Annotated in this window: 6 protein-coding genes and 1 pseudogene; 1 reads left to right on the forward strand and 6 read right to left on the reverse strand. The window is 72.8% G+C overall.

Annotation, left to right across the window (positions count from 1 at the left end):
- Positions 1–3: 3 nt before the first annotated feature.
- Positions 4–1,839 carry a DEAD/DEAH box helicase gene (locus tag NBW84_RS11375; protein ID WP_250284379.1) on the reverse strand — a complete coding sequence of 612 codons (1,836 nt, stop codon included), beginning with the start codon at positions 1,837–1,839 and terminating at the stop codon, positions 4–6.
- Positions 1,840–2,414: 575 nt separating this feature from the next.
- Between NBW84_RS11375 and NBW84_RS11380 the strand changes: the two genes are divergently transcribed.
- Positions 2,415–3,839, forward strand: coding sequence for a helix-turn-helix domain-containing protein (locus tag NBW84_RS11380; RefSeq protein ID WP_250284381.1), 1,425 nt, complete (start codon positions 2,415–2,417; stop codon positions 3,837–3,839).
- Between the two features lie 86 nt (positions 3,840–3,925).
- On the opposite strand, the gene NBW84_RS11385 is transcribed toward NBW84_RS11380, so the two are convergent.
- From NBW84_RS11385 to NBW84_RS11405, 5 genes and pseudogenes are all read right to left on the reverse strand, one after another.
- Positions 3,926–6,502: a RelA/SpoT family protein gene (locus NBW84_RS11385; protein ID WP_250284384.1), complete on the reverse strand. Its 2,577-nt coding sequence runs from the start codon at positions 6,500–6,502 to the stop codon at positions 3,926–3,928.
- A 172-nt stretch (positions 6,503–6,674) separates the two neighbouring features.
- Positions 6,675–9,020 (reverse strand): RelA/SpoT family protein, encoded by a 2,346-nt coding sequence (locus NBW84_RS11390; RefSeq protein ID WP_445548693.1) that lies wholly within the window; start codon positions 9,018–9,020, stop codon positions 6,675–6,677.
- A gap of 766 nt (positions 9,021–9,786) precedes the next feature.
- Positions 9,787–10,353, reverse strand: coding sequence for an adenine phosphoribosyltransferase (locus tag NBW84_RS11395; protein WP_250284391.1), 567 nt, complete (start codon positions 10,351–10,353; stop codon positions 9,787–9,789).
- Positions 10,354–10,379: 26 nt separating this feature from the next.
- Positions 10,380–11,627, reverse strand: a complete 1,248-nt coding sequence (gene secF, locus NBW84_RS11400) for a protein translocase subunit SecF (protein WP_250284385.1) — start codon at positions 11,625–11,627, stop codon at positions 10,380–10,382.
- Positions 11,628–11,630: 3 nt separating this feature from the next.
- Positions 11,631–11,815, reverse strand: a pseudogene (locus NBW84_RS11405) (hypothetical protein); the annotation flags it as partial.

Below are 11,815 nucleotides of genomic sequence, written 5' to 3' on the forward strand. Positions count from 1 at the left end.
CCGCTATCCGGGGGGCCCCCAACGGCGGACGGTGTCGATGCGGGCGCGTAGCTGGGCGGCGGTGGCCTGGCCGGTTGCCGGGCCGCCGCAGGTCCGTCGCAGCTCGCCGTGGATCGCCCCGTGCGGGCGGCCGGTGCGGTGGTGGTGGGCCGCGACCAGCCGGTTGAGCTCCCGGCGGAGTTCGGCGATCACCTCGTGGGTCGGACGGTTGTCCGTGGCCTGCGCGGCCGGGCTGTCCGCCTCGGCGGCGCGGGCCGCCGGGACCGTCTGTCCGGAGGCGCCCGGGGCGGGGCGGCCGGCGGGGTCCTGGCGGCCCTCGGTGCGCTCCTGCCGGCGCCGGGCAGCGAGCTGGGCGGCTTCCCGCTGTTTGAGCAGGACGGCGACCTGGTCGGGCTCGAGCAGGCCGGGCAGCCCGAGGAAGTCCTCCTCCTCGGCGGAGCCGGCGGCGGCCTGGGTGCCGAACTCGCCGCCGTCGAAGATGACCCGGTCGAGATGCGCCGAGGAGCCCAGCGCGGTGAAGGACCGTTCGGGCAGGTCGGGGACGTCCCGGCGCCGGTTGGCCTCGCGCAGGGCGGCGTCGTCGAAGGCGTCCGGTTCGCGCAGGGGCTTGTCCAGCGCGTGGTCACGCTGGACCTCCATCTCGCCGGCGAGCGCGAGCAGCGTCGGAACGCTGGGCAGGAAGACGGAGGCGGTTTCCGCCCGGCCCCGGCCGCGGACGAACCGGCCGACGGCCTGGGCGAAGAACAGCGGGGTGGCCACGGAGGTGGCGTAGACCCCGACGGCCAGACGTGGGACGTCCACGCCTTCGCTGACCATCCGGACGGCGACCATCCACCGTTGCCGCGACTCCCGGAAATTCGCGATCTTCGAGCTGGCGGTGGGGTCGTCGGAGAGCACCACCACCGGCTCGGTGCCGCTGACCCGGCGCAGGATCCCGGCGTAGGCGCGGGCGCTGGCGTGATCGCTGGCGATCACCAGCCCGCCGGCGTCCGCCATCCCACCGGCCTGGATCTGGGACAGCCGGGTGTCGGCGGCGGCGAGGACGGCGGGGATCCAGTTGCCGCGGGCGTCGAGGGCGGTGCGCCACGCCGCGGCGGTCTGCTCGTTGTTCAGCGGCTCGCCGAGCCGGGCGGACAGCTCGTGCCCGGCGCTCGTCCGCCAGGTCATCTCCCCGGAGTAGGCCAGGAACAGCACCGGGCGCACCACCGCGTCACGCAGCGCGTCGGCGTAGCCGTAGGAGGAGTCGGCGACGCTGCGCGTCACTCCGTCCGGCCCGGGCAGGTAGGTGACGAACGGGATGGGGTTGACGTCCGAGCGGAAGGGGGTGCCGGTGAGCGCGAGGCGCCGGGTCGCGGGGGTGAACGCCTCCCGGACGGCGTCACCCCAGGACAGGGCGTCGCCGGCATGGTGGATCTCGTCGAGGATCACCAGGGTGCGGCGGCGTTCGCAGCGCAGCCGGTGCAGCGCGGGATGCGCTGCCACCTGGGCGTAGGTGAGCACCACGCCGGTGTAGTCCGAGGAGGTGGCCCCGGCGGTGTTGCGGAAGGCCGGGTCGAGGGAGATGCCGACCTCCGCCGCCGCGTCGGCCCACTGCCGTTTCAGGTGCTCGGTCGGCGCCACCACCGTGACCGCGCGCACCACGCCGTCGTGCAGCAGGTCGGACGCGACGCGCAGCGCGAAGGTCGTCTTGCCCGCGCCCGGGGTGGCGACGGCCAGGAAGTCGCGTGCGCCGGAGCCCGCCCGGGTCCGGTAGGTGGCCAGGGCGGCCTCCTGCCAGGCTCGTAACGGACGGCGATTCGCCGGGGACGGTGAAGCGTCATCGAAGAGGCCTGCACGCACAGGACAGACTCTACGGGCTGCCTGCCGCAGGCCGTCACCGGAGCTCACCGAGCGCGCTCGGAAGCATCCATTTCCCGCCTGCGAATGTGACCGACAGCACCCGGCATCACCGCATGTGCGGGAATCCACATGCATGTGTACCGGTGCCGGCCGGTGCGCTTCCCACCGCGCGCCGACGGGCGGCCGGGTGCTGTTCTCCGGTGCCCGCGCCCTGCCATCCGCGCTCCGCCATGTACGCACATTCAGTAAACGGCGGCCGGCGGGGCGCTGACGTGCCATCAACCATGTCGTCAACTGTGTCGCCGATAACAAAATTGCCGGGAAATGATTCTGGAACGCACGGGCCGGGCCGCGGGACCGGAGCCGTCCAGCCGCGCGAAGGGCGCCGCCCGGAGGCCGGACGGAACGGCGTGCTGCCGCCGTCCGGCTGCCGTACAACCAGGTCATTACCGCACAAGGCATGGCGGCGGGACGCGGGGCAGCGGCCGGCGGCTGCCACAGGCGGTGGGAGGGCGGCGACCAGCGGCCATAAGGCCATGGATAAACTCTTTTACCGGGGGGCCATACGGGGGCTGATGGACGGCGAAAGGCAGACGATGACTCCGGCGAGCAGTGCCCTTACGACTGCCGTTTCCCGTCCGTCCGTACGCACCCCCAACATCCGGCTGCGAAACTGCCGGGAGGAACGGGGCTGGTCGCAGGAACAACTGGCCATGGAGCTGCGTGACTTCGCCGCCAGCCGCGAAGGGCGTGAGGCCGGCGTCACCGGCAACATGGTCTGCAAGTGGGAGAAAGGCGACAAGAAGCCCAGTCTTCGTTACCAACGGCTGCTGGGAGCTCTCTTTCAGCGAACATCCGGGGAACTCGGGTTCATCGAGAACGACACCGCCCACACCGCCGGTACTACCAGCACCGCCGACATCGTCGGTACTGTCGGTGACATCGCGGCCGGGCCCAGGCCGGCGCACCTGTCCGGGCCGTCGCGGCCGGGCGCGGAACAGCGCCCCTTCCTCCGGCTGGTCGCGGCGGCCGAGGACGCCACGACCGTGTCGCCTGACACCCGGCCGCCATGGGAGCGACTTTCCGTGGCATTACGGCAGCAGGCCGTGGCCACCCCGTCGGTCGTCGGCAGTCTCTCCGCCCGCACCGCCGGCCTGTTCGGGCTGGAGGAGCGGGTACCGGCCCACCGGCTGATGGAACGGGTGACCGCGCAGCTGGCCGCCCTCAGCCGTCTACTGGAGGCCGCGCCACGCTCGGCGGTGCGCCAGGCGCTGGCTGTCACCGCCGGTGAGACCGCCGCGCTGGCCGGCTGGCTCGCCTTCGACATGCGCAACAGCGCCGACGCCCGCGCCTACTACCGCGTCGCGGCCGAGGTCGCCCAGGAGACCGGCGACGACGCCCTGCTGGCATGCGTGCTCGGCTACGAAAGCTTCCAGTCGAGTATGAACGGACGGCCGGACAAGGCCTGTGCGCTGCTCGCCGAGGCCCAGCGTCACGCCGCGCACGGCGGCAGCCCGATGACCTGCGCCTGGCTGGCCGCCCGGGAGGCCGAGGAGCAGGCCCACCAGGGGGACCGCGACGCGGCGCTGCGCGCGCTCGACCGCGCCGTCGACGCCTTCGAGCAGGCCACCCCGGCCGACGACCGGGTGTGGACGCAGTTCTTCGACCGTTCCCGCCTCGACGGGATGCGGGTCACCACCTTCACCCGGCTGCGCCGCCCGGACGCGGCCCGCGCGACCGCCCTCGAGGGGCTGCGGACGACCAGCCCGACCACCACCAAGAAGCGTTCCCTGCTGCTGAGCGCCGTCGCCGAGGTGCACATTCAGCAACGGGAGATCGAACAGGCCTGCCAGTTCGCCGCTGACGCCCTGGCGATCGTGGCGCAGACGGACTTCTCGCTCGGCCTGACCCGCATCCTGCACATCCGTGATCACCTGTCGCCCTGGCGCGGCATCCAGGCGGTACGTGACCTCGACGAGCAGCTGCGGGTTCTGGTCTGAACGCCGGTGACCGGTGGGAACGGGCTCCCGCCGGCCACCGGTGGCGTATCGGGCGGCACGCGGGTGGCGCGCCAGGCGGACGGGGATCAGCCCGGCCTGGTGCCGGCACGGTAGCAGTCGTAGACGCCGCCGACCGTCCGTACGGCCGCGAGCAGCGCGTCCAGCTGTGCCGGGCCGGCGACCTCGACGGTGAAACGGGCCCGGGCCACCCGGTCCTCGGAGGTGATCGAGGAGGCGGAACGGACCGTGGCCGACACATCCGAGAGCATTTCGGTGATGTCCGCGAGCAGCCCGTGGCGGTCGAACGCCTCGACCGCGATCTCGGCGGGGAAGGTGCCCTCGGCCGACGGGAGCCAGGACGTCACCGCGACCCGATGGCGGTCGCTCGCGGCGTTCACGCACCGCAACCGGTGCACGGACACGGCGGGGCTGTGCGTGCTGGTGAACCCGACGACGTCGTCCCCGGGCAGTGGGAGACAACAGCGGGCGGGACGGACCGGGACACCGCTGCGGCCGTCGATGGCGGCCGTCCCCGCCCAGGTGAGGGCCTCGTCCATGTCCCGTGACCGCCGCCGGCTCCGCCTGCTGTGGGCCTTGCGCGCCCCCGGATCCGGCGCCTGCGCCGGTGTGGGTGCCGGTGTGGGCAGAGCCGCCGGAACGGGCGGGCTCACCAGGCCCGCCGGGGATGGTGGGGCGGCGGGGCCGACGGCGGCGGCCACGGGCCACGGGGCCGCGGGCCACGGGGCCGTGGCCGCGGGCCGGTCGGAGGCTTCCGGGGCGGTGCCGGTGCCGGCCCTGGGGGCGGCGCCGACGCCGCTGCCGGCATCACTGTCACTGCCGTCACTGTCACTGTGATCACAGTCACTGTCATCACTGTTGATGTCACCGCCGGTGCCGATGCCGGTGCCGGTGTCCGGATGCTGGCTGCCGGGGGGGAGCGGGCCAGGATCCCGGGTATCGTCCTGGCGGGCATCCGGGTGTCCCGGCTGCCGGTCAGCGGGGTGTCCGGGATCCGGCTGCTGGCCGCTGGTCTCCCGCCGCTGCCTGGTCAGCCCACGGCGGATCCGTACCCGGGCCCGGGAGGTCTTGACGAAATCCAGCCAGTCCTCGGAGGGGCCGGCGTCCGGCAGCCCCGAGCGCAGGATCTCCACCACGTCGCCGTTGCGCAGCCGGGTGTGCAGCGGGACCAGCCGGCCGTTGACCCGCGCGCCGATGGCCCGGTGCCCGAGTTCGGTGTGGACGGCGTAGGCGAGGTCGACCGGCGTGGACCGCGCCGGCAGCGCGATGATCCGCCCCTTGGGGGTGAAGATGAGCACCTCGTCGGAGTCGAGGTCCGCCGACAGCGACTCCAGGAACTCGCCGGGATCCTTGGCGTCGCCCTCCCAGTCGAGCAGGCTGTGCAGCCAGGCCAGGCCCTCCAGCCGGGCGCCGTCCGCGGACGGCCCGACCGGCCGGGCGATGATCCCGGTCTCGGCGAGCCGGTGCATCGCGTCCGTACGGATCTGGATGTCGACGGGCTTGCCGGCCGGGTCCATGACGGTGGTGTGCAGCGACTGGTACATGTTGAACTTGGGCGTGGCCACGAAGTCGCGCAGCCGCCCCGGCGCCGGTCGCCACAGGGCGTGTACTTCCCCGAGCGCCTCGTAACAATCGGTGATTGAATCGACGAGAATCAGGACGCGGGCGATGTCGTTGTAGTCCCGTGCCTCGAAGCCGCGCTCCTGGGCCCGCTTGTAGATCGAGAAGAGGTGGCTGGTGCGGGCCGAGACCCTGGCGTCGATGCGCGCCTCGGCCAGGCCGCTGGCAAGCTTGTCGACGACCGAGGCGAGCTGGCCGGACTCACCCTCCGCGGCCGTGAAGGTGTCGACCACCGCCTGGATCCGGGTGTACTCGTCGGGATACAGGACGGCGAACGACCGGTCCTCCAACTCCCGCTTGATGACGTTCACGCCGAGCCGGTGCGCCAGCGGCGCGAGGATCTCCAGCGTCACCCGGGCGATGCGCGCCTGCTTGGGCGGGGACTTGAAGCCGAGGGTCCGCATGTTGTGCAGCCGGTCGGCGATCTTGATGAGCAGGACCCGGTAGTCCCTGGCCAGCGCGACGATCAGTTTCCGCAGCGTCTCGGCCTCGGCCGCGTCCCCGAAACGCATCTTGTCGAGCTTGGTCACCCCGTCGACGAGGTTGGCGACCTCCGGGCCGAAGTCCGCCGTGACGGCCTCCAGGGTGTAGCCGGTGTCCTCGACCGTGTCGTGCAGGAGGGCCGCGACGACGGTGGTGGTGTCCACCCCGAGCTCGGCGAGGATGTCGGTGACCGCCAGCGGATGGGTGATGTACGGATCGCCGCTGTGCCGCATCTGGCCGGCGTGCTGGCGGTTGGCGACCTCGTAGGCGCGGACGATGAGAGCGACGTCGGCCTTGGGATGGTGCTGGCAGTGCCTGTCGATGATCCCCCGCAGGACGGGTGGTACGAGTGGCTCCGGGGGCGAACTTCGGGCCGCCGCCACCCGGCGGGCGAGGTGGGCCAGCCGGCTGCCGGCCAGCCAGGCGGCCGCGAGGGTCCGTGAGGCGTCCTCCCCACCGCCGGCCTGCCCCCCGCTGGATCGGTCCATCCGCGCGGGCAGCGCCGCGCCCTGCATCCCGGCACCTACGATCTCAGCGTCCATAGTGCTCCCCCTCGATACGTCCCGGTGCCTCGGTGCGCCCCGGCGCGGAACAGCTCCGTGCCCCCGCCGTCCGCCGGTGACAGCCCCCCGTCACGGCGACATCGACGACGCGGACCCGGCCGGCGGCCCCTCCCGCCGGGAACCGCCGGATCCCCCCACCGCACCAGCATGGTCAGCACCTCGCCCCGGAGGCGATCCGGTAACAGTCGTGCACACCGTCGATCGAGCGCACGGCGTCCCGGATGTGGCCGAGATGCTTGGTGTCCCCCATCTCGAAGGTGAACCGGCTGACCGCGTGCTGGTCCTTGGTCGTCGTCACCGACGCCGAGAGGATGTTGACATGGTGGTTGGTCAACACCCGGGTGACGTCGGAGAGCAGACGCGTGCGGTCGGTCGCCTCGACCTGGATGACGACGAGGAACACCGACCCCGAGGAGGCGGCCCACTCGACCGGCACCGTCCGGTCACGAGAACTATTACACAAAGTAGCCAGATTCGGGCAGTCCTGGCGGTGGACCGAGACGCCCTTGCCCCGGGTGACGAACCCGGCGATCGCGTCCCCGGGCATCGGTGTGCAGCAGTGGGCGAGCTTCGACCACACGTCCTCGGCGCCGTTGACGATCACCCCCGGGTCGCCGGCCGTCCGTTGCAGGGCGCGGGTGGGCAGCGCGGTCTCGGCGACGTCCTCGGCCGCGCCCTCCGGCCCGCCCAGCGCGGCCAGCAGGCGGCCCACCACGTGCTGGGCGCTGATGGTCTTCTCACCGATCGCGGCGTACAGCGCGGAGACGTCCTGGTAGCGCAGGTCCCTGGCCAGGCTGGGCAGCGTGTCGCCGCTCATCAGGCGGGTCAGCGGCAGGCCGTGGCGGCGCATCATCCGGGCGATCGCGTCCCGGCCGGCGACGATGGCGTCCTCCCGCCGCTCCCGCGCGTGCCACTGACGGATCTTCGTACGGGCCCGGGAGGAACGGACGAAGGTCAGCCAGTCCTCGCTCGGGCCCGCCGAGTGCGCCCGGGAGGTGAAGATCTCGACGGTGTCCCCGTTGTCCAGCGGGGTGTCCAGCGCGACGAGCCGGCCGTTGACCCGCGCGCCCACGCACTGGTTGCCCACGTCGGTGTGGACGGCGTAGGCGAAGTCGACCGGGGTCGCCCCCTCCGGCAGCGCGATCACGTCCCCCTTGGGGGTGAACACGAAGACCTCGTCGGTGTGCAGGTCGAACCGCAGGCTGTCGAGGAACTCGCCGGGTCCGGCGCTCTCCCGCTGCCAGTCGAGGATCTGGCGCAGCCAGGCGGTCTGGTCACCCCCCGCGGAGGCGCGCCGGGAACGGCCGCCGCCCCGGGAGCCGCCGTCGGCGAGCCCGAGAGCACCCGCCCTGCTCTCCCCGGAGGGCCGGGCGCCGACGCCGTCCTCCTTGTACTTCCAGTGCGCCGCGATCCCGTACTCGGCCCGGTTGTGCATCGCGTGCGTGCGGATCTGCAGTTCGACGGGCTTGCCCTCGGGGCCGATCACCGTCGTGTGCAGCGACTGGTACATGTTGAACTTGGGCATCGCGATGTAGTCCTTGAACCGGCCCGGGATCGGCTTCCAGTTCGCGTGGATGGTGCCCAGGGAGGCGTAGCAGTCCCGCAGGGAGTCGACCAGCACCCGGATACCGACCAGGTCGTGGATGTCGTCGAAGGACCGGCCGCGGACCACCATCTTCTGGTAGATCGAGTAGTAGTGCTTGGGCCGGCCGGTGACGACGGCCCTGATCTTCGCCTCGGCCAGGTGCGCCTGCACCTGCGTCACCACCGCGGTGATGTAGGTGTCCCGGCTCGGCGCACGGTCGGCCACCAGCCGGACGATCTCGTCGTAGCGCTTCGGGTAGAGCGTCGCGAAGGCGAGGTCCTCCAGCTCCCACTTCAGCGAGTTCATCCCGAGCCGGTGGGCCAGCGGAGCGTAGATCTCCAGGGTCTCCCGGGCCTTGCGCTCCTGCTTGTGCTCGGGCAGGAAGCGCAGCGTGCGCATGTTGTGCAGACGGGCGGCAAGCTTGATCACGAGGGCCCGGGGGTCGCGGGCCATCGCGACCACCATCCGCCGGATCGTCTCGGCCTGGGCGGCCTCGCCGACCTTCACCCGGTGCAGCTTCATCACCGCGTCGAGCACCAGCGCGACGTGGTCGCCGAACTCGTCCTGGATGCGCTCAGGCGTCATGCCGGCCTGGCCGACGGTGCCGTGCAGGAGCGCGGCGCACAGGGTCGGCGTGTCCATCCCGAGATCGGCGAGGATGCTCGCGACCGCGACCGGATGGGTGATGTAGGGATGGCCGGAGAGGCGGACCTGGCCGGCGTGCACCCCCGCCGCGGTCTCGAAGGCCTGGTAGACCGGGCCGACGTCGGCCCGCGGATGGTTCGCGAGCAGGCCGCGCAGCACCGGGTCCAGCAGTGACGGCGGGGTCGCCCGATGCGACGCGAGCCTGGGGAAACGCCCGCGGACCCGGCGGGGCAACGGCGGCGACTCGTGCCCGAGGCGCGGGACCACCGGCGAACCGTCATCGGGACCGAACTCACCGTAGTCGACAAGGAGCCCGGGCTGGCGCGTCGGCGAGGCCGGGGCGCCAGCCCGGGCGGGCGGAGCCGAGGCCGGCACGGCAGGTGGAGCCGGCGGGGTGGGCGGAGCCGAGGCCGGCACGGCGGGCGGAGCCGGCGGGGCGGATGGAGCCGAGGCCGCGGACGGAACCGGCGGGGGCGGGAGAACAGCCGGCGACGAGGGAGCCGGCTGGACGCCGTTGGCCGGCCGGGCGCCAGCCGGCTGGACGTCAACCGGTGGCTGGGGGTCGGCCGGCCGCGGGTCAGCCGGCCGCGGGTCAGCCGGCCGCGGCGCACCGTCGGTTGTCTTGGCGCGTCCCGCCGAGGTCGCCTGCGGTGGGCGTCCCGGCCCGGCCGCCGGCGACAGCGCGCCAGCGGACGGGCCGCGGTGGCTGTCCCCGCGGGCGAGCACGGCGTATTCACCTGCCGCGGACGACCCCCGGACGGTCGTCGCGCCAGGCTCGGACGCTCCAGCCGTCACCGGGGCTGCCTCGGGCACAAGCCGCTCCTGCTTCATGTCGGACCCCTGAAGGCTAACGCTTCCGTGAGCCGGCCTCCTCCCGCAACCCCGGCCAATGCCCGTGGATCACACAAAGGTCACACGGCCGGGGTCATCGCGGCCAGGAACGCCGCGTCCGGGATCACCACGAACCAGGAGCGGCACGGCCGGGGCCGCCGCGGCCGGGGGCGCCGAGCTGACGAGGAACAGGCCCCGACCCTCAGACTTCCATGATCGATGATATCGCGAGCGGCGCGAGCCGGTCACGCCCGGACAGGAAGGTCAGTTCCATGAGCACGGCGAGCCCGACGACCTCCGCGCCCGACGCGCGGACCAGCTCGGCCGCGGCGGCCGCCGTACCGCCCGTGGCCAGCACATCGTCGACGAGCAGCACCCGGTCACCCGGCCGGAAGGCGTCGGCCTGCACCTCAAGGGTGGCGGTGCCGTACTCCAGGTCGTAGGTGCGGCTGACCGTCTCCCCCGGCAGCTTGCCCTGTTTGCGGATGGGCACGACACCCACCCCCGTGCGGTAGGCGACCGGGGCCGCCAGCAGGAAGCCGCGTGCCTCGATGGCCGCCACGACGGTGGGGCCGTAACCGCCCGCGGTCGTGGCCAGCTCGTTGATGACCACCGTGAAGGCGGCCGGCGTCCCCAGCAACGGCGTGATGTCCTTGAAGACCACCCCGGGCTGGGGGAAGTCCGCGACATCCCGGATGTGGGCCCGCAGCACGTCCGCGGCTGTGGCACCGCCAGCGGCCAGGCCGCTGGTGCCGCCGGCCGGTCCGATGGTCGTTTCGACTGGTTCGATGGTCGTCACCGCCGTTTTTTACCGCTGGGACGGCCTTTGCGGCCAGAACGCCGGGCCGGTGTCGGGCGCCGGCCCGCGCCGGGCCGCGGCGGCCGGACGCCGGCGACGGCCGGTTCACGGTCGCTGGCCGGCTCACCACGTCCACGATCGTCCGTGTCCGAGGGGGTGGTAACGGAATCGGGAAATCCGCTTCCCGGCCCCTGGCCGGCCGCCGCGGCCCCGCTGTCGGATGCGCGACCACCGACGGCGACCGCCGCCGCGGCCCTCGGCTGCCTGGCGGACTCCCGGGCGGCCGCCGCCCGCGCCCGGGCCACCCGCTGGTCGAGCGCCCTGACCGCCGGCTCGTTCTTCTTCAGGTCGACCAGCAGCGGGGTGGCGACGAACAGCGACGAGTAGGCGCCCGAAGCGATACCCACGAACTGGGCCAGGGCGAGATCCTCCAGGGTGCCGGCGCCAAGCAGGCCGGCACCGACGAACAGCAGCGAGGCGACCGGCACGAGCGCGATGAACGAGGTGTTGAGCGAACGCATCAGGGTCTCGTTCAACGCGTCGTTGGTGGCCTCCGCGTAGGTGCGCCGGCTGGCCGTGCTCATGCCGGCGGTGTTCTCCCGGACCCGGTCGAAGACGACGACCGTGTCGTAGAGGGAGAACCCGAGAATGGCCAGCAGTGCGATGACCGTGGACGGGGTGACCTGGAAACCGACCAGCGAGTAGACACCCATCGTGACGGCAAGGTCATGGACGAGTGCGGCCATGGCGGCGGCGGCCATCTTCCACTCGAACCGGACCGACAGGTAGACCATCACCAGCACCAGGAAGACCGCGAGCCCCTGCAGCGCCTTGCTGGTGATGGTCGACCCCCACGACGCGCCCACCGTCGAGATGTCGATGTCGGTCGGGGCGACCTCGAAACGCTTCTCGATGGCGCTCTGCAGCGCGCTGGCCTGCTCGGTGGAGAGGGTCGGGGTCTGCACCCGCAGCTGGTGGGAGGTGTCGAGCTCCTGGATGACCGAGTCCGCCGGGTCGACGCCGGCCGAGGAGAGGGTCTCCTCGGCCACGGTGACCGGCCTGCCCCCGGACGGGAACTGGAACAGCGCGCCGCCCTTGAAGTCGATGCCCAGGGAGAAGCCCCGGATCAGCATGCTGGCGACACAGACGACCAACAGGACCGCGGAGAAGGCGTACCAGATCCGGCGCCGGCCTACGAAGTCGACATGGGACTGGTTGCGGTAGAGCCGGCTGGCCCAGGACATCGCCTACTCCCCCTGCGCCGTGCCGGACGGGCCCGGCCGTGACGGCCGCGGACCGCGTGCCGAACGAAGATCGTGTGATCCCTGCTCCGGGTCACCGGCGGCGTCCGCCCCCGCCGCCGGGCCCCTGCCGGCGACGGCCTGGGCCGGGGCGGCCCGCTCCCGCCTGGCCAGCCGGGCCGGCGCGAGGG

The organism is Protofrankia sp. CiP1_Cm_nod2 (genome assembly GCF_920664355.1).
Classification (GTDB): Bacteria; Actinomycetota; Actinomycetes; order Frankiales; family Frankiaceae; genus Protofrankia.

What these genes read in the sequence shown, in the direction of transcription:
- NBW84_RS11380 (WP_250284381.1), top strand. Translation starts at nt 2,415, where the DNA reads ATGGACGGCGAAAGGCAGACGATGACTCCGGCGAGCAGTGCCCTTACG.
- NBW84_RS11385 (WP_250284384.1), bottom strand. Translation starts at nt 6,502, where the DNA reads ATGGACGCTGAGATCGTAGGTGCCGGGATGCAGGGCGCGGCGCTGCCC.
- secF (WP_250284385.1), bottom strand. Translation starts at nt 11,627, where the DNA reads ATGTCCTGGGCCAGCCGGCTCTACCGCAACCAGTCCCATGTCGACTTC.